Here is a 21,243-nt window from a genome sequence, read left to right as displayed (position 1 = left end):
GTCTGAGGTGGCGACCAGGTCGATCCGTCGTCGCGGGTGCCGGACCTGCCCGTCGCGTGTTTGGCACTCTCCAGTGGGGAGTGCCAGAGCCGAGACTATGACCGGGGTTAGCACTCGGTCAAGCGGAGTGCCAATTCCGTGCGGCGCGGCGCGGGATCCGGGCCCGGCGGCGGGCTGCGGACGGGCCGGGCCCGTCCGCAGCCCGACCGGCCCGGCGGCGCCCGCCCGCAGCCCTCACACGTAGTCCTCCAGCCTTCCCACCGTCAGGCCCCTGCCCTGGATCCTCCTCAGCAGGCGCGCCGTCCGCTCCTCCAGGGTGAGGCCGGTCACCTCGTCGGGGTCCACGGCGATGACGTCGCCGGGCTCCAGCCGGTGCGGGCCGTCGGTCCAGGACAGTGCCCCGTCGCCTTCCAGGGCGGCCCGCCACAGGACCACCGCGGAGATGCCGCAGTCGGCGGCGGCCCGCAGGGTCGTGGCGTCGTAGGTGCCGTAGGGCGGGCGGAAGAGGCGGGGGCGCAGGCCGAAGCGGGCGCGCAGCTTGTCCTGCTGACCGCAGATCTCCGCGCGCTGGCCGGCGTAGGGAAGGCCGCGCAGGGCCGAGTGGTCCAGGGTGTGGTTCTGGATGCTCGCGCCGACCGCGCGCAGGCCCGCGAAGTACCCGTAGCCCGGGCCGACCACGCTGTCGGTGAGGAACACCGCCACCGGCAGGCGCAGTTCGCGGACCATGCCGGCGAACCGGGGGGCGCGTTCGGCGCCGTCGTCGTAGGTGAGGAAGACGACCTTGTCCCGGGTCGGGACGCGGTGGACGACCGGGGGGAGGCCGGGTCCGGCGGCGGGGGCCGGGTGGCGCGGGGCCGGCTGCGGGGGTGGGGGCAGAGGGGCCGTCAGCCCCCAGCGGCGGTAGGGCTGCCGGGCGGTGGGGCCGTGCGGGCGGACCCGCCCCGCCGCCTTCCCGCCGAGCCGTTGGGCCGGGTCGACGGACCGCGCGCACCCCGGCACCCACAGCAGCGCCAGCACGGCCAGCAGGAGGGCCGACCGTCGCCTCCTGCTCACAGGTAGTCCTCCAGGCGGGCCACGGCGTACCCCTCGGCGGTCACCTTCTTCAGGAACCGGCGGACCATGTCGGGCATCGTGCCCTTCCACTCCTCGCGACCGCGGAAGTGGGTGAGGACGATGTCGCCGGGGTGGAGGTCCTGGTCCCACTCGCGGTACTCCCAGTGGTCGACGTAGACCTCCTCGTCCCAGAGCGGGGCGTACCTGATGCCGCAGGACTTCGCGGCGCGCAGGGTGTCCTGGTTGTAGTTGCCGTAGGGCGGCCGGAAGACGGTGGGGCGTTTGCCGTACTGCTTCTCGATCACGTCCTGCATGCCGCAGATCTCGCGCTTCTGGGCGGCGTACGACAGGCCCGGCAGGTAGCGGTGGCGGAGGGTGTGGTTGTTCAGCACCACGCCCTTGGCCTGCATCTTCCTGAAGTAGCCGTAGTCCTCCTTGACGAGGTAGTCGCTGAGGAAGGCCGTGTAGGGGATCTTCAGGTCGCTCATCATGCGCAGGAACGCCGGGTCCTTCTCGGCGCCGTCGTCGATGGTCAGGAAGACGATCTTCTTCTTGGTGGGGACGGTGGTGAAGACGGGCGGCAGGCCCAGTTCCTCGTGGTCGTCGACCTCGAAGCCGTCCCGGGTGGTGATCCTCGGTTTCCTCGCGGGCGGGGGCGGGGCGGCGAGCGGCACCTCGGCCAGGCCCCAGCGCTTGGCGGCGGCGGCACGGGCGGCGCGCTCGGCGCGCTCGGCGCGCTGCTTCGCGGCATTCGCGTCGGCGGCGCGGGCCGGTGTCGCGGACTGCGCCTGCTGCTGGCCCGGTGCGGGGCGGGTGCCGGAGGCGTCGCCCTGGGCGCAGCCGGAGGCGATGGCGGCGACGGTGAGTGCGGCGAGCCCGGCTCTGACCGCTCCGCACCGACGCGACCCCTTTTCATCATTTTGTACGACTGATCGCATGGCGCCGGATCCTCGCAGGTCGCCGCGCCGCACCCGGCCCGGCCGCGCCGCCGGGCAGCACACCGTCCACCGACTGGCCCACAATGAGCCCGTGAACGACCTCGCCCCGCTCCTGACCCCCGAAGGCCGCGCCCTCCTCGACGAGGTGCGCGGCACTGACCCCGCCGACGAACTCGCCGTCGCCACCCGTCTGCGCCGCAGCCACCCGGCCGGGCTGGTGTCGGCGGCACTGGGCCAGGCGCGGCTGCGGCAGCGGGCGGCGGCCAAGTTCGGGCCCGGGGACGCCGGGCGGATGTTCTTCACACCGAACGGGGTGGAGCAGTCGACGCGGGCGAGTGTCGCCGCCCACCGGGCCGAGCGGTTCCGGGAAATGGGCGTGAGGTCCGTCGCCGACCTGTGCTGCGGCATCGGCGGGGACGCGATCGCGCTCGCCCGGGCCGGGATCCGGGTGCTGGCGGTGGACCGGGATCCCCTGACGGCCGCCGCGGCACGCGCCAACGCCGGGGCGCTGGGACTGTCCGGCCTGATCGAGGTGCGGGAGGCGGACGTGACGGAGGTCGACACCTCCTCCTGGGACGCGGTCTTCGTCGACCCGGCCCGGCGCGGCGGGCGGGGCCGTATCTTCGACCCCGAGGCCTACTCGCCCCCGCTCTCATGGGCCGTCGAGGCGGCCCGGCAGCGTCCGCACGCCGCGCTGAAGGTCGCGCCCGGCATCCCGCACGAGGCGGTTCCCGGTGACGCGGAGGCGGAGTGGATCTCGGACGGCGGGGACGTGAAGGAGGCGGTGCTGTGGTTCGGCGCCGGCCGGGCGGGCGGGGTGCGGGCGACGCTGCTGCCCGGGCCGCGCGGTCTGGCCGGACGCGGGCTGCCCGACCCGGCCGTACGTCCCGTCGGCCGGTACCTGTACGAACCCGACGGTGCCGTGATCCGCGCCCATCTGGTCGCCGAGGTGGCCGAGGAGGTCGGCGGCGGGCTGCTCGACGCGACCATCGCGTACGTCACGGCCGACGCCCTGAGACCGACGCCGTACGCCACGGCGTACGAGATCACCGACCGGCTCCCCTTCAACGTCAAGAAGTTGAAGGCGCTGCTGCGGGAGCGGGAGGTGGGCGTGCTGACGGTGAAGAAGCGGGGGTCGGCCGTCGAACCGGAGGAACTGCGGCGCAAGGTGCTGCCCAAGGCGCACGGCCGGCGCGCTGTGACCGTCTTCCTCACCCGGGTCGCCGGCGCGCCGTCGATGCTGCTGGGGCACCCCGCCTGAGCCCCGCCTGGATCCCGCCTGGGCCCCGCAGCCGCGCTCATGCCGTCCTCCGCGGGGCCCTGGGGCGGCCGGGCCGGGCGACAGCGCTACGGGGTGCTCCCCGCCGCCTGGGCCGCCCTGAGCAGCAACAGGTGCCGTTCCCGCGCGTTGCCGGTCAGGGACGCGGCGCGTTCGAACTCGGTGCGCGCCTCCGCCGCGCGGCCCAGGCGCAGCAGGAGGTCGCCGCGGACGCTGGGCAGCAGGTGGTACCCGCCCAGCTGGTCCGCGACGGCGTCGACGACCTCCAGGCCAGCGGCCGGGCCCTCGGCCATGGACACGGCGACCGCGCGGTTCAACTCGACGACCGGGGAGGGAGTGCGGGCGGCGAGCAGGCCGTAGAGGGTGGCGATGGCCGCCCAGTCGGTCTCCTCGTAGGTGTACGCGCGCGCGTGGCAGGCGGCGATGGCGGCCTGGAGGGCGTACGGGCCGGGGGCGCCGGTGGCCGTGACGCCGGCGCGTTCCAGCGCGGCCACGCCGCGGGCGATGAGCATGCGGTTGAAGCGGCCGCGGTCCTGGTCCCGCAGCAGGACGGGCTCGCCGTTGGGGCCGGTGCGGGCGGCGATGCGTGAGGCCTGGAACTCCAGCAGCGCGGCCAGGGCGTGCACCTCCGGCTCGCCGGGCATGAGCTGGGCGAGCTGCCGGGCCAGCCGCAACGCGTCCTCGCACAGCGCCGGGCGCAGCCAGTCGTCGCCGGCGGTGGCCGCGTAGCCCTCGTTGAAGATCAGGTAGATGACGTCGAGGACGGAGCCGAGGCGGGCGGTGCGGTCGGGGCCGCGGGGGACCTCGAAGGGCACGTTCTTCGTGGCGAGGGTCCGTTTGGCGCGGACGATGCGCTGGGCGACGGTCGTCTCCGGCGTCAGGACGGCGCGGGCGATCTCGGCGGTGGTCAGCCCGCCGAGCAGCCGCAGGGTCAGGGCGATGCGGGCGTCGGCGGACAGGACCGGGTGGCAGGCGGTGAAGACCAGGCGGAGCAGGTCGTCGTCGATGTCGTCGGGGTCGGCGGGCTCCTGCGGCGGGACCGACCCGGGCAGGTCCCGGCCCATCTCCCGGAGCTTGCGGGCGTAGGTCTCCCGGCGGCGGATCAGGTCGACGGCCCGGCGCCGGGCGGCGGTCATGAGCCAGGCCCCCGGGTTGCCGGGCACTCCGTCGCGCGGCCACTGCTCCAGAGCGGCGACCAGGGCGTCCTGGACGAGTTCCTCGGCGATGCCGACGTCACGGACGACGCGGGCGACGGCGGCGATGACGCGGGGGGACTCGAGCCGGAAGACGGTCTCGATGGCGCCGTCGGGGCCGGTGGTGGGCTGCGGTGTCACAGCCCACCATCCAACACCGGGTCGGGCTGCCGGCCAAGGGCGGCTCAGGCCTCCGCGACCTCCCGGACCTCGCAGGTCACCGTCCAGTGCTCCTCGTGGGTCCGCAGGAACCGCTTGGTCCACTCGACCGCCTCGGCCATGTCCTTGGCCTGCATCAGCGCGTAGCCGCCGACGACCTCCTTGGTCTCGGTGAACGGTCCGTCGGTGACGGACAGCTGCCCGCCCTCGTAGCGGACCCGGGTGCCCTGGGCGGTCGGGGTGAGCCCGGCGGTGTCGAGCAGGACGCCCGCCTTGGTCATCTCCTCGATCAGCTCGCCCATGCGCTGCATCAGTTCGGGGCTGGGGCCCGCGGCAGGGGCGTTGTTCTCGTCGATGCGCACGAGCGACAGGTAGCGGGGCATGGTGGCCTCCTCGTGGGGTGCGGGGCCGGGTCCGTCCCGGCCTCTCACCCCTTGCGTCGAACGGGGGGCGGCCCGATCGACACGTGCCGCGGATTCTTCCGGGAAGTTTTTTCGGCGGGTGCCGGGGCCGGGCGGGGCTCAGTCCTCGCCCAGCGACTCGAACCGCCACCGGTGCACCGCCCGGGTCACCAGGTCCCCGTCCGGCTCCGGCAGTTCGGGCAGCTCGGCGTCGTACGGCGCGTCCCACCAGGTGATCACGAGGACCCGGTCCTGCGGCGCGCGGAGGGACTCGCGGCGCAGTGGCGTGCCGCCGAGTTCCTGGGCGCGGGCCCAGGCCAGCAGCTCGGGGCCGCGCCCCTGCACGGCCCGGGCCTCCCACATCAGCGCGACCGTCACGGGTAGAGGTTCTCCTTGCTGACCTCGTGCACGTGGTCGTGGTCGCCGCCGGGGACATGGGTGTCGGTCACCGGCAGCGAGGAGTCGGCCGACAGGTCCCAGTCGGAGGCCGAGCGGTTGCGTGCGACCATCTCCGCGCCGAGCGCGGCCACCATCGCGCCGTTGTCGGTGCACAGCTTGGGCCGCGGCACCCGCAACCGGATACCGGCCTGCTCGCAGCGCTCCCGGGCCAGCGCGCGCAGCCGGGAGTTGGCGGCGACACCGCCGCCGATCATCAGGTGGTCGACGCCCTCGTCCTTGCAGGCGCGCACGGCCTTGCGGGTCAGTACGTCGACGACGGCCTCCTGGAAGGAGGCGGCCACGTCCCGGACCGGCACCTCCTCGCCCGCCGCCCGCCTGGCCTCGATCCAGCGGGCCACGGCCGTCTTCAGGCCGGAGAAGGAGAAGTCGTACGCCGGGTCGCGCGGCCCGGTCAGACCCCGTGGGAAGGCGATCGCGGCCGCGTCGCCCTCGCGGGCGTAGCGGTCGATGACGGGACCGCCGGGGAAGCCCAGGTTCAGCACCCGGGCGATCTTGTCGAAGGCCTCGCCGGCCGCGTCGTCGATGGTCGCGCCCATGGGGCGGACGTCGGAGGTGATGTCCGACGAGAGCAGCAGCGAGGAGTGGCCTCCGGAGACGAGCAGCGCCATCGTCGGCTCCGGCAGCGGTCCGTGCTCCAGCTGGTCGACGCAGATGTGCGAGGCGAGGTGGTTGACCCCGTAGAGCGGCTTGCCGAGGGCGTAGGCGTACGCCTTGGCCGCGGAGACGCCGACCAGCAGTGCGCCCGCCAGCCCCGGTCCGGCGGTGACCGCGATGCCGTCCAGGTCCTTCGCGCCGACCCCGGCCTCCTTCAGTGCGCGGTCGATGGTCGGGACCATCGCCTCCAGATGGGCGCGGGAGGCGACCTCGGGCACGACGCCGCCGAAGCGGGCGTGCTCGTCGACGCTGGAGGCGACGGCGTCGGCGAGGAGCGTGGTGCCGTGGACGATGCCGACGCCGGTCTCGTCGCAGGAGGTCTCGATCCCCAGGACCAGGGGTTGGTCAGCCATTGATCTCGGTTCCTTGTACGGAGGTTGCTGGGTCGGTGAGGCGCATCACCAGGGCGTCCACGTTGCCCGGCTGGTAGTAGCCGCGCCGGAAGCCGATGGGTTCGAAGCCGAAGCGCTCGTACAACTTCTGCGCGCGCACGTTGTCGACGCGGCACTCCAGCATCACTTCGGCGCACTCGAAGGCGGTCGCCGCGCGCAGCAGCTCGGTGAGGAGGCGGGCGCCGAGACCGGTGCCCCAGTGGTCGCGGGCGACGGCGATGGTCTGCACGTCGGCCACGTCGCCGGAGGAGGCGAGCCCCGCGTATCCGGCGATCCGGCCGTCGGCGCTCTCGGCCACCAGGTACCGCCGGGTCGCCTCCGGGCCCCGGGAGTGGGCCAGCTCGGACCAGAACATCCCCCGCGACCAGGCGTCCTCGGGGAAGAGGTTCTTCTCCAGCTCCAGCACGGCGTCGATGTCCCACCAGCGCATCTCGCGCAGGACGACGGTGTCGGGTCCGGTCACTTGGGGGTGACCACCTTGTAGTTCTTGGGGACCTGGGCGTCGGGCCGGCGCAGGTACAGCGGCCGGGGCGCGGGCAGTTCCTCGCCCGCGGCGAGCCGCTCGGCGGCCAGGCGGGCGAGGGCGGCGGCGGAGACGTGCTCGGGCTCGTGCACGCGCGGGAAGACCTCCGGGTACAGGAGCGCACCCGCGCCGACCGCGGGCAGGCCCTCGACCTGTGCGGCGATGGCGGCGGGCCGGTCCACGGCCGGGTCGGTCAGGCGGGTGCGGGAGTCCGCGTACGTCGCCCAGTAGACCTCCTTGCGCCGGGCGTCGGTCGCCACGACGAAGGGGCCCCGGTCGATGTCCGCGGCGTAGGCGAGCCCGTCCAGCGTGCACACGCCGTGCACGGGGACGCCGAGCGCGAGTCCGAAGGTGTCGGCGGTCATCAGTCCGACCCGCAGCCCGGTGTAGGGGCCGGGGCCGACACCGACGACGATCGCGGTGACGGCGTCCAGCGCGAGCCCGGAGTCGGTGAGCACGCGGTCCACGGCCGGCAGCAGCAGCTCTCCGTGCCGGCGCGCGTCCACCAGGCTCGACGAGGCGATGACGTCCGTCCCGTCGTGCAGGGCGACGGTGACGGCTGGGGTGGCGGTATCCAGAGCGAGCAAGAGCACGCGAACAGCCTACGGCGCCGCGGGCTCCGTGTCGGACGTCCCGGTGGGACCGGCCCCTGCTGCTACGGTCGGCGCAGGCACCAGGTACGACGCGATCACTGAGGTGGGCAACGGTGGCAAGCAGCAGCTCCGGAATCGTCGCCGGGCTCACCGCGGCGGCCGTCGCGACGGTCGGTTTCCTCGCCTGGCAGGCCTCCGCGACCGTCCCCGCCCGGCCGGGCGGAGCACGGCCGAGCATCCCGCCCGCCGCGTCCCAGGCGCCCCGCGACACCCGGAACTCCACGGCGCTGCCCGCCGGTTCGGGTACCGGTCAGCGCGTCGTGTACTCGGTGGACGACAACCGGGTGTGGCTCGTCGGGAGCGACGGCACGGTGCGGCGCACGTTCACCGTGCAGCCCGGCACCGTGGACCCGGAACCCGGCACCTACGCCGTCACCTCCCGCTCGAACGCGATCACCGGCACCGACGGCCTGCCCGTCGAGCACGTCGTGCGCTTCACCAGCGTGGGGGGCGTGACCATCGGGTTCAGCGCGGCGGTGCGCGAGCCGACCCGGGCTCCGGACCGCACGCTGCGCACCGGCGGCATCCGCGAGAAGCGCGCGGACGGCGACGCGATGTGGAGCTTCGCGACGATCGGGCGGCGCGTCGTGGTGATCCGCTAGGGGCGCTCGCGGGCCCGGCGCGGTACCGGCGGGCCTCCGGCCCGGCGACGGCGCACTCCACCGCCTGGACCACGGATCCGGGGACCCTTCGGCGCGGCGTGCCCCGTTCGCCGTAGCGCGTCGGGGCGGGGGCGCGGGGTCAGGCCACTCTGCGCTGTCGTCCGGTCCGCCCCGTGCGGTGCGGGGCGGTCTCCCGCGGCTGCCTGCCGGCGGCTTCCCGGGGCTGCCGGGCGTCGGCGTCCCGTGGCGGCCGGGAGACGGCGTCGGCCGCCGCGCAGGCGGCCAGCAGGTCCTGCATGGACGGTCCCGCGACCGGGTGGGGGCGGTGCGGCGGGGGCGTGCTGTCGGTGGCCGGCATGAACGCCTCCTCAACATGGGGGCGGACGTACTTAGGTACACCTAAGTACGAACGGGATACCATGTGACCACGCCGGGCACGCCCTGCGCAACATCTTGCCGACAGCCTGTCGGGACCTGTCGGGACCGTACGGGCGGTGTCAGGCCGACAGGGCGCCGAGGTCGGCGGCCGTCCACCGCTCTCCCAGCCCTGTCAGCGTCACCCGGCGCACCTCGTCGGTGGTGTCGCCGACGGCCCGGTGGATGACGACCTGGAGCCGGTCCTCGGTCAGCTCCTCGACCTTGCCCTCGCCCCACTCCACGACGACCACGGAGTCCGGCAGCGACACGTCCAGGTCCAGGTCCTCCATCTCGTCCAGCCCGCCGGACAGGCGGTAGGCGTCGACGTGGACGAGCGGCGGGCCGTCGCCGAGGGACGGGTGCACGCGGGCGATCACGAAGGTCGGGGAGGTGACGGCACCGCGCACACCGAGACCCTCGCCGAGCCCGCGGGTCAGGGTCGTCTTGCCGGCACCGAGCTCCCCGCTGAGCATCACCAGGTCACCGGCGCGCAGCAGCTTGGCGAGTCGGCGACCGAGGTCGCGCATCTGCTCGGGGGAGGTGACGGTCAGCCGGATCTCAGCGTGAGGATGCGGCGCTGCTGGTGCTTCCATAGCCACCCACCGTAGCCCCTGCGGGCACGGCACCCGCGCGGGTGAGCAGGTCGGCGAGGCGGTCGGTGACCACCTCCGGGTGTTCCAGCATCACCAGGTGCCCGGCGTCCGGGACGAGGACCAGCTCGGCGTCGGGCAGCAGGTCGGCGATGACCTCGCTGTGCCCGCTGGGCGTCACCAGGTCGTCGAGCCCGGCCAGGACGAGCACCGGCATCTGCCGGAAGTGGGCCAGCGCCTCGGTCTCGTCGTGGTCGGCGAAGGCGGGGTAGTACTCGGCGACCACGTCGATCGGGGTGCTCTCGATCATCCGCTCCGCGAACCGGGCGACGGCCGGGTCGATGTCCCGGCCGGCGAAGGAGTACCGCTTGATGATCCCGGCGAACAGGTCGGCGGTGGCCCGCCGCCCCTTCTCCACCAGCTCGGCCTGCTGGCCGAGCGCCCTGAGCACGCCCGGGAGGACGCGCCGCACGGCGTTCACGCCGGCGAGGGGCAGTCCGAAGTTCACCTCGCCGAGCCGTCCGGAGGACGTCCCGACGAAGGCGGTGGCCACGACCCGGTCCCGGATCAGCTCGGGGTACTGGGCGGCCAGCGCCATCATCGTCATGCCGCCCATGGAATGACCGACCAGCACGATCGGGCCCTCGGGCACGGCCGCGTCGATGACGGCCTTCAGGTCGCGGCCCAGCTGGTCGATGTCGACCGGCACCCGGTCCTGCGTCTGGGCCACGCCGCGCCCGGAACGGCCGTGGCTGCGCTGGTCCCAGTGAACGGTGCGGACGACGCCGCGCAGCGCGGCGCGCTGGAAGTGCCAGGAGTCCTGGTTGAGGCAGTAGCCGTGGCTGAAGACGACGGTGACCGGCAGCGGCGCCTTGCGCCCGAACAGACGGCGCCTGCGCGGCGCGGGCCCGCCCTCCGGCTCGACGTCGTCGACCTCGTAGTACAGCTCGGTGCCGTCGTCGGCGACCGCCTTGCCGGGGGTGCCGCGCAGGGTCCCGAAGGGGCCCGCGGAGTCCAGCGCCAGCCGGGCCTTGCGCCGCATGCCGCGGCCGACGGTCATCCGCTCTATGGCGACGCCGGCGGCCGCGCCCGCGGCGACCACGCCTATCGCGGCGCCGGCGAGGCCGGTCGCCCTGCGCCAGCCGCCGGGCACCGCCACGGCGGAGGCGGCGGCCGCGACGGCCTCCGCAGTGCTCTCGCTCACGTACCGCTCCTCTTCGCCGTCCTGCCCTCGGGCGGTTACCCGCTTCGTTCACCGTTCATCCGGCCCGTTGCCGAACCGAGTTCACCGGCTCGCGCCGCCCGCCGGCCGCCGTGCCCGGCCCGTGTCAACGGCCTCCGTCGTCGCGGTGGACCCGCGGGACGCGCGCGCCGATGCGTGTGACGATCTCGTACGCGATCGTTCCTGCGGCCTGGGCCCAGTCCTCGGCGGTGGGCTCCCCCTGGTCGCCGGGCCCGAACAGGACGGCCCGGGCACCCGGCTCCGGCGCGTCGCCGCCCAGATCGACGACGAACTGGTCCATCGCGATGCGTCCCGCGACGGTACGCCACTTGCCCTCGACGAGCACCGGTCCGGCGCCGGACGCGTGCCGGGGCACACCGTCGCCGTACCCGAGCGGGACGAGACCGAGGGTGGTCGGGCCGGGCGTGACGTAGTGGTGACCGTAGCTGACGCCGTGGCCGCCCGGGACGTGCTTGACCAGGGCGAGGGAGGCGGACAGCGTCATCGCCGGGCGCAGTCCGAAGTCGGCGGGGGCACCGATCTCGGGGCTGGGCGAGATGCCGTACATCGCGATGCCCGGACGGACCAGGTCGAAGTGGGATTCGGGCAGGGTCAGCGCGGCCGGGGAGTTGGCGATGTGCCGCACCTCGGGGCGCGCCCCCTGCCGCTCGGCGTAGGCGGTCATCTCCCGGAAGCGGGAGAGCTGGGCGGCGATGGAGGGGTGCCCCGGCTCGTCGGCGCAGGCGAAGTGGGACCACAGGCCGGTGACCGTCAGCAGCCCCTCGGCCTGCGCCCGCAGCGCCTCGGCGACGAGTGCCGTCCAGTCGTCCCCGGGCTGGCAGCCGTTGCGCCCGAGGCCGGTGTCGGCCTTGAGCTGCACGCGCGCGGGCCGGGACGCGGTGCGTGCGGCCGCCACGAGCTCCCGCAGCGCCCACATGCCGCTGACGGAGACGTCGATGCCGGCGTCGACCGCCTCCCGCCAGGGCCCGCCGGGCGTCCACAGCCAGCACATGACGCGCACGTCGGCGGGTACGCCGGGATCGGCGCGCACCGCAAGGGCCTCCTCGGGCGTGGCCGCGCCCACCCAGGTGGCCCCCGCCTCGACCGCCGCGCGGGCGCACGGGAGAGCACCGTGGCCGTACCCGTCGGCCTTCACCACGGCCATGAACGCCGCACCGGGCGTCCGTGCGCGCAGGGCCCGCACATTGGCCCGCAGGGCGGCCAGATCGATCTCGGCGCGGGCCCGCAGGGGCGCGGTCCGCCGGCTGTCTGTCTCACTCATAGCGCCCCCAGTGTCTCAGAGGGGCCCGGCGGGCCCCCGGGCCGTCCGCGCGTGGGGCCGGGACGCGAGACGCCGGGCGGCACGTGCGCTGATCATGAGGTCAGACAAACGCGCCGTTCCTCCGGGCCGGATGCGGCCACGCTGGCAGGTCACCCCACCGGAGCAGCCACCGGCGACGGCGGCGGGCCGCCGCGGACGGTCCCCGCCGGGCCACCCCGGTCCGGGCGGCCGCGGGCGTTTCCCCGCCGGGGCGGCCCGTCACACGTCCCGCACGTCCCGCCAGGCCCGCGGAATCGCCTCGGCGATGTCGTGCGCGCCCACCGGCGCCCCCACGGCCGCGATCCTGCCGGCCAGCCCGTGCAGATACGCCGCCGCGCTCCCCGCGTCGCGCGCCGCCAGCCCGGCCGCGAGGAGCGACCCCGCCAGCCCGGACAGGACGTCCCCGCTGCCGGCCGTGGCCAGCCACGACGTCCCGGTGGCGTTCACCCGCACCGGCTCCGGACCCCCGGGGGAGGCGACCAGCGTCGTCGAGCCCTTCAGCAGCACCGTCGCCCCGTACCGCCCCGCCAGCTCCCGCACCGCATCCAGGCGGGCCCCCTCGACCTCCTCCCGGGCGACACCGAGCAGCGCGGCGGCCTCCCCGGCGTGCGGGGTCATCAGCGTCGGCGCCGTACGCGCGCGGACCGTGTCCCGTTCCGCCAGCCTCAGTCCGTCCGCGTCGACCAGCACGGGGACGTCCGCCGTCAGTACCTCGGCGACGGTGGCCGCGTCGTCCCCGGCCCCCGGCCCGACCACCCAGGCCTGCACCCGCCCCGCGGCCTTCGGCCCCTTGTCGGAGACGAGGGTCTCGGGGAAGCGCGTGATGACCGCGCCGCCCGCCGGCCCGACGTACCGCACGGCACCGGCGCCGCCCCGCAGCGCCCCGGAGACGGCGAGGACGGCGGCACCCGGATAGCGCGCGGACCCGGCCGCGACCCCGACGACGCCCCTGCGGTACTTGTCGCTCTCCGCCCCCGGCACCGGCAGCAGCCTGGCCACGTCCGCGTGCTGCAACGCCTCCAGCTCCGCCTCCCCGGGCAGCGCCAGGCCGATGTCGACGAGCCGGACGGACCCGGCGTGATCCCGCGCCGGATCGATCATCAGGCCCGGCTTGTGCGTGCCGAAGGTGACCGTCAGGTCGGCCCGCAGCGCCGCGCCGTGTACCTCCCCGGTGTCGGCGTCGACCCCGCTGGGCAGGTCGACCGCGACGACGGCGGCCCGCGACCGCTCGGCGGCGTCCGCCAGCGGCACCGCCTCCGGGCGCAGCCCGCCCGTTCCGCCGATCCCGACGATGCCGTCGACGACGAGGTCGGCCCGGTCGATGGCCGCCGGGGCGTCCCCGGTCCCGGTGACCGTGCCTCCGGCCCGGCGCAGGGCGGCCAGCCCGGCGGCGTGCACGTGCCCCGGGTTCAGCAGGACGGCCGTGACACCGGCGCCGCGGCGGGCGAGCCGGGCACCGGCGTACAGGGCGTCGCCGCCGTTGTCACCGCTGCCGACGAGCAGCACCACACGGCTGCCGTAGACCCGCCCGAGCAGGTCGGCGCACGCGGCGGCGAGCCCGGCGGCGGCCCGCTGCATCAACGCGCCCTGTGGAAGCCGGGCCATCAGCTCCCGTTCGGCCGCCCTTACCGTCTCCACGCTGTACGCAGTCCGCATGGCACCGAGTCTTCCCCACGTCCCTCCCGCGGCGTGCCGGGACGCGCGCATCCGCCGACGGCGCCCGTCTCGGCCCGGTGGCCCTACCCCTCGGCGACCACCACCGCCGAGGCCACCCCGGCGTCATGACTGAGGGAGACGTGCCAGGACCGCACACCCAGCTCAGCGGCGCGCGCCGCCACCGTGCCGCGCACCCTCAGCCGGGGCTGCCCGCTGTCCTCGACGTACACCTCCGCGTCGGTCCAGTGCAGTCCGGCCGGGGCGCCGAGCGCCTTGGCCAGGGCCTCCTTGGCGGCGAACCGGGCGGCGAGGGAGGCGACTCCGCGCCGCTCCCCTCCGGGAAGCAGCAGCTCTCCGTCCACGAACAGCCGCCGCGCCAGCCCCGGCGTGCGTTCCAGCGACGCCGCGAAACGCTCGATCTCGGCCACGTCGATACCGACCCCGATGATGCTCATGCCGTGCACCCTACGGCCGCGGAGGAACGACCGGGCCGACCGTCGCCACAGGTCGCCGGCCTGCGGCGACTTCACGGGAACGGCGCGGCGTTCCGCGTCGTCCCCCGCCGCGCCGGGGGCGGCCGGACGACCCGCGAGACGGCGGTGCACCCGGGCGGAAGGCCTCAGGCCGCTGCCAGTTCACACCAGACGTACTTGCCCCGCGTGCCGTGGCGGGCCAGCGGCTGCCACCCCCACAGGTCGGAGCAGGCCCGTACCAGGGCCAGCCCCCGGCCCTCCTCCGCATGGACGCCCGCCTCCCAGGGCACCGGGGGCTCCGGCGGCTCGGGGTCCGCGTCCCAGGCCCCGATGCGCAACGTCCCCGGCGGCACCCAGCGCACCCGCAGCGCGGCCGGGCCCGCGGTGTGGCGCACGGCGTTCGAGACCAGCTCCGCCGCCAGCAGTTCGGCGACATCGACGAGCCCGATCAGTCCGTGCAGGGTGAGGACCAGACGGAGGGTGCGGCGGCAGACGGTGACGGCGCGCGGGTCGTTCGGGATGTGGAGGGCGTACTCCCACGGCTCGTTCTCGGACATGCGAGTGACTCCGTTGTGTCGGTGGGGGGTTGAGCGGGCCGACGGTGTCATTGCCGCAGCCGTCACGGCAGGACGGAGCGGTGCACTTCCGATGACCCGGAGATGCGCAGAGTGCGCTTTGCGTGACCGACAGTAGGGACCAAACTTGGTCCCGTGCAAGCCGTTGCCGTAATCTCCCGCTCGAACGAGTCATTGGCTCAGGGAAGTTGAGGCCGGGAAGGAAGCCATGCCACGCAGGCAGCAGCCCACCGCACGCCAGCAGCGCCTCGGCGCCGAACTGAGGAAACTCCGCGAGGCGACAGGACTCAAGGGGCGCGATGCCGCCGCACTGCTCGGGACGGACTCAGCCCAGGTGAGCCAGATCGAGGCCGGCCTCGCAGGACTGAGCGAGGAGCGCCTCCGCCGGATCACCGCGCACTACACCTGCACGGACGAGGAGTTGGTGGACGCTCTGGCCGCCATGACGAGCGGCCGCACACGGGGCTGGTGGGAGGAGTACCGGGGCCTCCTGCCCACGCCCTATCTGGACCTGGCCGAGTTGGAGCATCACTCCAGCTACCGATGGGACGCGGACTTCCTGCACATCCCGGGACTCCTCCAGACCGAGGAGTACGCCCGGGCGCTCTTCTCCTACGTCAACCCGGAGTTCCCGGCGGAGGAGGTGGAGCGGCGCGTGGAACACCGCATGAGGCGCAGGGTCATCATCGAGCGCACGGACCCGATCCCGTACGAGGCGGTGACCCACGAGGCAGCACTGCGCATCAACGTCGGCAGCCGCCAGGCAACTCGCGCTCAGCTCACCCGCGTTCTGGAGTTGTCAGAAGCGGACCACGTCACCGTCCGGCTCATCCCCTTCACCCTGGAAGGGTTCGCCGGGGCCGGGAGCGCCATGGTGTACGCGGGAGGTCCACTCCCCCGGCTCGACACCGTGGTGCGCGACGGACCCCACGGCACGGTGTTCGTCGACGCCGAGGCCCAACTCGGCCACTTTCGAACGCTTTTCCGTAGAGTAAGGGAAGTGTCACTCGAACCGGACCGTTCGCGTGACTTCATCCACAGGCTGGCGAAGGAGCTGTGAGGACCGGCATGAACACCCCCACCTCATGGAAGAAGTCGTCCTACTCCGGCGGAGGCGAAGGCAACGCCTGTGTCGAGGTCGCCGAGGCCGACGCCCACATAGCCATCCGCGACTCGAAAACCCCGGCCGGTGCCGTTCTCACTGTTCCGGCCGGGGCCTTCGCCCGCTTCGTGGGAGCCCTGAAGGACGGTCACTCCACCGTGACGGACTTCGCCAGGTTGCGGGGCTGATCCACCTCGTTGCCGCGCGCGGTGGCCAGCTCGCAGGCGAAGACCTGGAGCGGCACCGTCGCCACCATGGGCTGGAGCAGCGTCGGCGTGGCCGGGATGCGGATGAGGTGGTCGGCGTAGGCGACCACGGCCTCGTCCCCCTCCTCGGCGATCACGATGGTGCGGGCACCGCGGGCCCGGATCTCCTGGATGTTGGAGACGATCTTGTCGTGGAGGACGGACCGGCCCCGCGGTGACGGCGCGACCACCACCACCGGCAGGTCGTCCTCGATCAGCGCGATCGGCCCGTGCTTGAGCTCGCCCGCCGCGAAGCCCTCGGCGTGCATGTACGCGAGTTCCTTGAGCTTCAGCGCACCCTCCAGCGCCACCGGGTGGCCGACGTGCCGGCCGAGGAAGAGGACGGTGTTCTTGCCGGCCAGGGACCGGGCCAGCGCCCGCACCGGTTCCATGGTCTCCAGCACCCGCTCGACCGCGCCGGAGATCTGCGCGAGGTCCCGGATGACGGCGCGGATCTCGTCGCCCCACTGGGTGCCGCGCACCTGGCCCAGGTAGAGGGCGACCAGGTAGCAGGCCACGAGCTGGGTCAGGAAGGCCTTGGTCGACGCGACGGCGACCTCGGGGCCCGCGTGCGTGTAGAGCACCGCGTCCGACTCGCGCGGAATGGTCGAGCCGTTGGTGTTGCAGATGGCGAGCACCTTGGAGCCCTGCTCGCGGGCGTGCCGCAGGGCCATCAGGGTGTCCATCGTCTCGCCGGACTGCGAGATGGCGACGACGAGGGTCTGCGGGTCGAGGATGGGGTCGCGGTAGCGGAACTCGCTGGCGAGTTCCACCTCGCAGGGGATGCGCGTCCAGTGCTCGATGGCGTACTTGGCGATCAGGCCGGCGTGGAAGGCGGTGCCGCAGGCGACGATGACGACCTTGCCGATCTCGCGCAGCGCCGCCGGGGAGATGCGGACCTCGTCCAGGGTCAGGGAGCCGGCGGCGTCGATCCGGCCCAGCAGGGTGTCGGCGACGGCCTTGGGCTGCTCGGCGATCTCCTTGAGCATGAAGTAGTCGTAGCCGCCCTTCTCGGCGGCCGAGGCGTCCCAGTCGACGTGGTAGGAGCGGACCTCGGCCGGACTGCCGTCGAAGCCGGTGACCGTCACGCTCTCCCGGCGCACTTCCACGACCTGGTCCTGGCCCAGCTCGACCGCGGAGCGGGTGTGCTCGATGAAGGCGGCGACGTCGGAGGCGAGGAAGGCCTCGCCGTCGCCGACACCGACCACGAGCGGCGAGTTGCGGCGGGCGCCCACGACCACGTCCGGCTCGTCGGCGTGCACCGCGACCAGCGTGAAGGCGCCCTCCAGCCGCCGGCACACCAGCCGCATCGCCTCGGCGAGGTCGGCGGTGGCCGAGAACTCCTCCGCCAGCAGGTGCGCGACCACCTCGGTGTCCGTGTCCGAGGTCAGGTCGTGGCCCCGCTCGGCGAGTTCGGCCCGCAGCACCGCGAAGTTCTCGATGATGCCGTTGTGGACGACGGCCACCCGGCCCGTGTTGTCCAGGTGGGGATGGGCGTTGGCGTCCGTCGGGCCTCCGTGGGTGGCCCAGCGGGTGTGCCCGATCCCGGTCGTGCCCGTCGGCAGCGGCCGGTCGACCAGTTCCTTCTCCAGGTTGACGAGCTTTCCGGCCTTCTTGCCGGCCGCCAGCCCGCCGTCCGCGAGGACGGCGACGCCGGCCGAGTCGTACCCCCGGTACTCCAGGCGCCTCAGTCCGGCCATCACGACATCGAGCGCCGGCTGCGCCCCCACGTATCCCACGATTCCGCACATGGCGGGCAGCCTACGGCCCGTCAGTCGCCCGAATCCCCGCTCTCGTGCCCGAATTCGGAAATTCCCACGAGGGTACGAACGCCCCGCGGAGCCTGTTGTGCGTTCAGGGACGCCGGGGCGGTGCGGGGAGCCCGAAGTCGGCCGACGTCAGCCAGCGCCGCATCCGGGTGGCCAGGGGACGCTCCACGAAGCGGTGGGCCAGGTAGGACAGCAGGACGAGTCCGCCGATCGTGAGCGTGACCAGCGTCCAGGGGTCGACCCGGTCGCGGTAGTGGTGCAGGACGGCCACCCCGGCGACGTCGTGCAGCAGGTACAACGGGAAGGTCAGCGTCCCGGCGACGGTCAGCCACCGTGAGCGGATCCCGCTGGTCCAGCCGAGCGCGATCGCGGCGACCAGCAGGAAGAACACCGTGATCACGAGGATCAGCCAGCCGCGCCAGGGAGCCCAGGCGGCCCAGCTGTTGCGGCCTCCGTCCGGGGCCAGCAGGAAGTGCAGCGCCATGAGCCACGACATCCCGACGATGCCCCACAGCAGCGGTGTGGGGCGGAACCGGTACATCAGATAGAAGGCCATGCCCGCGATGAAGTAGGGCGCGGACGGCGGATTGACCAGCAGTGGGAGCAGCGGGATGCCGGCGGAGCGGGCCAGCGCCACGGCGACCGTCCACATCCCGCAGAAGACCACCACGCGCCGGTGCGTGAGCCCCTTCCACACCAGGACCGCGAAGGCGAGGTAGAAGCACAGTTCCGGCCAGAGCGTCCAGTACACCGGGTCGAGGTTGCCGGCACCCAGCGGTCTCTGAAGCATCGTGAGGTCGGCGAGCAGGTCCCACACGGGGCGGCGCACGAACGGGCTGCCGACGGCGTAGACCACGCACGCCGAGACCCCGATCGCGATCCAGTACATCGGATACAGGCGGGTCACACGGGAGATGAAGAAGGAGCGCGGGCTGCGGCCCCATGCGCTCATGCAGATGACGAACCCGCTGATCAGGAAGAACAGGTCGACACCGAGCCGGCCGTAGGCGAAGTAGGCGTGCGCCTCGGGGAAGACGCTCTGATAGGGCCGGCCCCAGATCCGCACCACGGTCGACGGCCTCTGGCCGATGAAGTGGAAGAGCGCCACGGACAGGGCCGCGGCGAAGCGCAGTCCGTCCAGCGCCGCCAGCCGCTGCCCGCTCGTCCGGTCGGCGTCCGGTGCGAGGGACGGGGCCGGCAGGACCGCCCGCGCGGCGCCCCCGTCCCCACCTCTGCGGCCCGTGGGCGCGTCGAGGAGTTCCGTACCGTCCGCCTGGCTCATTCGCTCACCGTCCGTCGTCGCCTCGTGCGGTGCAGGCCGGCGACCCGCTCGTACGAACGGCAGGCTCGCATCCCCCACCACCCGGGGGCCTTTCCGCGGCCCGGCGTGTCGGAACTCGGCACACGACCGGCACCGGACGGTCACCCACCCGGCGCCGGACGCCCACCACCGTGCGCCGAAGCCCGGCGTGACTCCCACCGGGCGTCAGCGCCGGCGCGGCTCCCACCGGGCGACGACGACCCGGTGGGAAAGGCGACGGTGGATCAGCCGAGCTTGGCGAGCTGCGCCTGGACGAGCTCCGCGGGGAAGTCGAAGTCGTCACCGCTGGCCGCGGAGGCCATGTTCACGGCGGGGAGGTAGGCCAGGGTCGCGCCCTTGCGCACGACGACCCCCTTGACCGGGGCGCGGGTGCCCTCCGCGTCCATGGTCATGGTCACGGCCAGGGCCTCGTCGGCGCCCTGGGGCGCGTCGGTCTTGACGACCTTGACGTCCTTCGTCGAGGCGCCGCTCACGGAGAACTCGAAGCCGCCGGCGCACTGGGTCGCGGCCGTGGTCAGTTCCTTCATCGCCTTCTCGGCACCGCCGTCGGCGTAGGACGCCAGCGTCAGCACGACCATCGACTTGTTGAGACCGGCGAGGAACTTCTCCTCCTCGCTCGCGCCCGCGGCGGGCTTCTTCGGGTCGCCGATCCACTTGCGCGACACGGTGGCCGCGGGCTTGCCGACGTAGGAGCCGGCCTGGAGCTGGGCGAGCGGCGCGCACTCCGCCTTGCCGGCCTTCACCTTGTCCTGGGCCACCTGGTCCTGCGCCGGGAGCTTCTCCATCATCGTGCCGCTCTTGACGTCCGCCTGCGTCAGCGCGGCCTTCTGCAGCTCGGCGGCGGTGAGCGCCTTCGCGGCGGCGGTCGAGGGGGCTGCGGAGGCATCGGCGGAAGCGGCCGCGGAGGCGGACCCGCCGGCCTCGGCGGTCTTGCCATCGCCCGACTTGCCGGCGTCGTCCGAGGAGCCGCCGCAGGCAGTGGCCAGCAGGGCGAGGGCGGCGGCGGAGGCAGCGAGGGCAGTGCGGCGCACGGCAGTGGATGTCACGGGGTACGGCTCTTCCTGTCGGGCCCGCGGCGCATACCCGCCGGGGGCTTTGCCCGCACTTTACGCGCATCAAGGGCACGCATGATCAACAGGCACCGGAGCTGGTATCCACCCGTGACATGCGCGTGACATACCACCCCTGTCCGAGAGCACCACGTGACGGAGGCCACCCCGCCGACCGTGCGAAGTCCGTTAACAATGAACTGTGATCTCTCCGGTCTCCTCGATGCCCCGGAGCGCCCACCGGCAGCGCCCGGAGGCGACTCCCTACGTCGACCTCACCCGCTCCGAGTGGAGCGCCCTGCGCGACAAGACGCCGCTGCCACTCAGTGCCGAGGAGGTGGAGAAGCTGCGCGGTCTGGGTGACGTCATCGACCTCGACGAGGTGCGTGACATCTACCTCCCCCTGTCCCGCCTGCTCAACCTCTACGTCGGCGCCACCGACGGCCTGCGCGGGGCGCTGAACACCTTCCTCGGGGAGCAGGGCACCCAGTCCGGCACGCCGTTCGTGATAGGGGTCGCCGGATCCGTCGCCGTCGGCAAGTCCACCGTCGCACGCCTGCTCCAGGCGCTGCTCTCCCGCTGGCCCGAGCACCCGCGGGTCGAACTGGTCACGACGGACGGCTTCCTGCTGCCCACCGGGGAACTCCAGGCGCGCGGCCTGATGTCCCGCAAGGGCTTCCCCGAGTCCTACGACCGCCGCGCCCTGACCCGCTTCGTCGCCGACATCAAAGCCGGCAAGGACGAGGTCACCGCACCCGTCTACTCCCACCTCATCTACGACATCGTCCCCGGCGAGAAGCTCTCCGTGCGCCGCCCCGACATCCTCATCGTCGAGGGCCTGAACGTCCTCCAGCCCGCCCTGCCCGGCCAGGACGGCCGGACCCGGGTCGGCCTCGCCGACTACTTCGACTTCAGCGTGTACGTCGACGCCCGCGCCGAGGACATCGAGCACTGGTACCTCAACCGCTTCCGCAAGCTGCGCGAGACCGCGTTCCAGAACCCGTCGTCGTACTTCCGCAAGTACACCCAGGTCTCCGAGGAAGAGGCCCTCGACTACGCCCGCACCATGTGGCGGACCGTCAACAAGCCCAACCTGGTGGAGAACATCGCCCCCACCCGCGGCCGGGCCACACTGGTCCTGCGCAAGGGCCCCGACCACAAGGTGCAAAGGCTCAGCCTGCGCAAGTTGTGAACGCC

Annotated in this window: 23 protein-coding genes; 5 read left to right on the top strand and 18 right to left on the bottom strand. The window is 73.6% G+C overall.

What is annotated here, in order from left to right:
* Nucleotides 1-234: 234 nt before the first annotated feature.
* Together I3F54_RS09105 and I3F54_RS09100 are read right to left on the bottom strand one after the other, a co-directional pair.
* Nucleotides 235-1,053, bottom strand: coding sequence for a polysaccharide deacetylase family protein (locus tag I3F54_RS09105; RefSeq protein WP_240118112.1), 819 nt, complete (start codon nt 1,051-1,053; stop codon nt 235-237).
* Nucleotides 1,050-1,991, bottom strand: a complete 942-nt coding sequence (locus I3F54_RS09100; RefSeq protein WP_240118111.1) for a polysaccharide deacetylase family protein — start codon at nt 1,989-1,991, stop codon at nt 1,050-1,052. Before I3F54_RS09100 ends, I3F54_RS09105 begins: the two co-directional genes overlap by 4 nt.
* A 91-nt stretch (nt 1,992-2,082) precedes the next feature.
* Here I3F54_RS09100 and I3F54_RS09095 point away from each other — a divergent pair, with 91 nt between their 5' ends.
* Nucleotides 2,083-3,252: a methyltransferase domain-containing protein gene (locus I3F54_RS09095; protein ID WP_240118110.1), complete on the top strand. Its 1,170-nt coding sequence runs from the start codon at nt 2,083-2,085 to the stop codon at nt 3,250-3,252.
* A gap of 86 nt (nt 3,253-3,338) precedes the next feature.
* Here the strand turns inward: I3F54_RS09095 and I3F54_RS09090 are convergent, their stop codons facing one another.
* From I3F54_RS09090 to tsaB, 6 genes are all read right to left on the bottom strand, one after another.
* On the bottom strand, nt 3,339-4,604 hold the full coding sequence (locus tag I3F54_RS09090; protein ID WP_240118109.1) for an RNA polymerase sigma factor: 1,266 nt from the start codon (nt 4,602-4,604) through the stop codon (nt 3,339-3,341).
* 44 nt (nt 4,605-4,648) lie between these two features.
* Nucleotides 4,649-5,005 carry a YciI family protein gene (locus tag I3F54_RS09085; RefSeq protein WP_240118108.1) on the bottom strand — a complete coding sequence of 119 codons (357 nt, stop codon included), beginning with the start codon at nt 5,003-5,005 and terminating at the stop codon, nt 4,649-4,651.
* A 138-nt stretch (nt 5,006-5,143) separates the two neighbouring features.
* Entirely contained in the window at nt 5,144-5,401 is a 258-nt protein-coding gene (locus I3F54_RS09080) for a hypothetical protein (RefSeq protein ID WP_240118107.1), read from the bottom strand.
* Nucleotides 5,398-6,489, bottom strand: coding sequence for a tRNA (adenosine(37)-N6)-threonylcarbamoyltransferase complex transferase subunit TsaD (tsaD, locus tag I3F54_RS09075; RefSeq protein ID WP_240118106.1), 1,092 nt, complete (start codon nt 6,487-6,489; stop codon nt 5,398-5,400). Before tsaD ends, I3F54_RS09080 begins: the two co-directional genes overlap by 4 nt.
* On the bottom strand, nt 6,482-6,958 hold the full coding sequence (gene rimI, locus I3F54_RS09070) for a ribosomal protein S18-alanine N-acetyltransferase (protein WP_240118148.1): 477 nt from the start codon (nt 6,956-6,958) through the stop codon (nt 6,482-6,484). Before rimI ends, tsaD begins: the two co-directional genes overlap by 8 nt.
* 29 nt (nt 6,959-6,987) lie before the next feature.
* Nucleotides 6,988-7,644: a tRNA (adenosine(37)-N6)-threonylcarbamoyltransferase complex dimerization subunit type 1 TsaB gene (gene tsaB / locus I3F54_RS09065; protein WP_240118105.1), complete on the bottom strand. Its 657-nt coding sequence runs from the start codon at nt 7,642-7,644 to the stop codon at nt 6,988-6,990.
* Nucleotides 7,645-7,757: 113 nt separating this feature from the next.
* Here tsaB and I3F54_RS09060 point away from each other — a divergent pair, with 113 nt between their 5' ends.
* The gene (locus I3F54_RS09060; RefSeq protein ID WP_240118104.1) at nt 7,758-8,306 is read left to right on the top strand and encodes a hypothetical protein; all 549 of its coding nucleotides are present in this window, start codon (nt 7,758-7,760) and stop codon (nt 8,304-8,306) included.
* A 139-nt stretch (nt 8,307-8,445) separates the two neighbouring features.
* Here the strand turns inward: I3F54_RS09060 and I3F54_RS09055 are convergent, their stop codons facing one another.
* The 7 genes from I3F54_RS09055 to I3F54_RS09025 all read right to left on the bottom strand — a co-directional run bounded on the left by I3F54_RS09055 (nt 8,446) and on the right by I3F54_RS09025 (nt 14,542).
* A complete protein-coding gene (locus I3F54_RS09055; protein ID WP_240118103.1) occupies nt 8,446-8,664 on the bottom strand; it encodes a hypothetical protein in 219 nt (72 codons plus the stop codon).
* A 139-nt stretch (nt 8,665-8,803) separates the two neighbouring features.
* Nucleotides 8,804-9,316: a tRNA (adenosine(37)-N6)-threonylcarbamoyltransferase complex ATPase subunit type 1 TsaE gene (gene tsaE / locus I3F54_RS09050; RefSeq protein ID WP_240118102.1), complete on the bottom strand. Its 513-nt coding sequence runs from the start codon at nt 9,314-9,316 to the stop codon at nt 8,804-8,806.
* Complete coding sequence (locus I3F54_RS09045) at nt 9,282-10,517, bottom strand: alpha/beta fold hydrolase (RefSeq protein ID WP_240118101.1); 1,236 nt, start codon at nt 10,515-10,517, stop codon at nt 9,282-9,284. Before I3F54_RS09045 ends, tsaE begins: the two co-directional genes overlap by 35 nt.
* Before the next feature lie 124 nt (nt 10,518-10,641).
* Nucleotides 10,642-11,817 carry an alanine racemase gene (gene alr, locus I3F54_RS09040; protein ID WP_240118100.1) on the bottom strand — a complete coding sequence of 392 codons (1,176 nt, stop codon included), beginning with the start codon at nt 11,815-11,817 and terminating at the stop codon, nt 10,642-10,644.
* Nucleotides 11,818-12,075: 258 nt separating this feature from the next.
* Nucleotides 12,076-13,512 carry an NAD(P)H-hydrate dehydratase gene (locus tag I3F54_RS09035; RefSeq protein WP_240118099.1) on the bottom strand — a complete coding sequence of 479 codons (1,437 nt, stop codon included), beginning with the start codon at nt 13,510-13,512 and terminating at the stop codon, nt 12,076-12,078.
* Between the two features lie 83 nt (nt 13,513-13,595).
* The gene (locus tag I3F54_RS09030) at nt 13,596-13,967 is read right to left on the bottom strand and encodes a holo-ACP synthase (RefSeq protein ID WP_205382471.1); all 372 of its coding nucleotides are present in this window, start codon (nt 13,965-13,967) and stop codon (nt 13,596-13,598) included.
* A 164-nt stretch (nt 13,968-14,131) separates the two neighbouring features.
* Complete coding sequence (locus I3F54_RS09025) at nt 14,132-14,542, bottom strand: ATP-binding protein (protein ID WP_240118098.1); 411 nt, start codon at nt 14,540-14,542, stop codon at nt 14,132-14,134.
* 226 nt (nt 14,543-14,768) lie between these two features.
* On the opposite strand from I3F54_RS09025, the gene I3F54_RS09020 reads away from it, so the two are divergent.
* Both I3F54_RS09020 and I3F54_RS09015 read left to right on the top strand, forming a co-directional pair.
* Nucleotides 14,769-15,620 carry a helix-turn-helix transcriptional regulator gene (locus I3F54_RS09020; RefSeq protein WP_240118097.1) on the top strand — a complete coding sequence of 284 codons (852 nt, stop codon included), beginning with the start codon at nt 14,769-14,771 and terminating at the stop codon, nt 15,618-15,620.
* Nucleotides 15,621-15,628: 8 nt separating this feature from the next.
* Nucleotides 15,629-15,850, top strand: coding sequence for a DUF397 domain-containing protein (locus tag I3F54_RS09015; protein WP_240118096.1), 222 nt, complete (start codon nt 15,629-15,631; stop codon nt 15,848-15,850).
* Here I3F54_RS09015 and glmS read toward each other — a convergent pair.
* From glmS to I3F54_RS09000, 3 genes are all read right to left on the bottom strand, one after another.
* A complete protein-coding gene (glmS, locus tag I3F54_RS09010) occupies nt 15,811-17,658 on the bottom strand; it encodes a glutamine--fructose-6-phosphate transaminase (isomerizing) (protein WP_240118095.1) in 1,848 nt (615 codons plus the stop codon). The genes I3F54_RS09015 and glmS overlap by 40 nt on opposite strands.
* Nucleotides 17,659-17,761: 103 nt before the next feature.
* Nucleotides 17,762-18,958, bottom strand: a complete 1,197-nt coding sequence (locus I3F54_RS09005; RefSeq protein ID WP_240118094.1) for an acyltransferase — start codon at nt 18,956-18,958, stop codon at nt 17,762-17,764.
* Between the two features lie 263 nt (nt 18,959-19,221).
* Nucleotides 19,222-20,043: a hypothetical protein gene (locus tag I3F54_RS09000; protein ID WP_240118093.1), complete on the bottom strand. Its 822-nt coding sequence runs from the start codon at nt 20,041-20,043 to the stop codon at nt 19,222-19,224.
* 226 nt (nt 20,044-20,269) lie between these two features.
* On the opposite strand from I3F54_RS09000, the gene coaA reads away from it, so the two are divergent.
* On the top strand, nt 20,270-21,238 hold the full coding sequence (gene coaA, locus I3F54_RS08995) for a type I pantothenate kinase (protein WP_240118147.1): 969 nt from the start codon (nt 20,270-20,272) through the stop codon (nt 21,236-21,238).
* Nucleotides 21,239-21,243: the final 5 nt, after the last annotated feature.

Origin of the sequence: Streptomyces sp. MUM 2J (assembly GCF_022414535.1) — a bacterium.
Taxonomy (GTDB): domain Bacteria; phylum Actinomycetota; class Actinomycetes; order Streptomycetales; family Streptomycetaceae; genus Streptomyces.
Note: the sequence above shows the minus strand (reverse complement) of the source record. Positions and strands in the feature narration are given on the sequence as shown.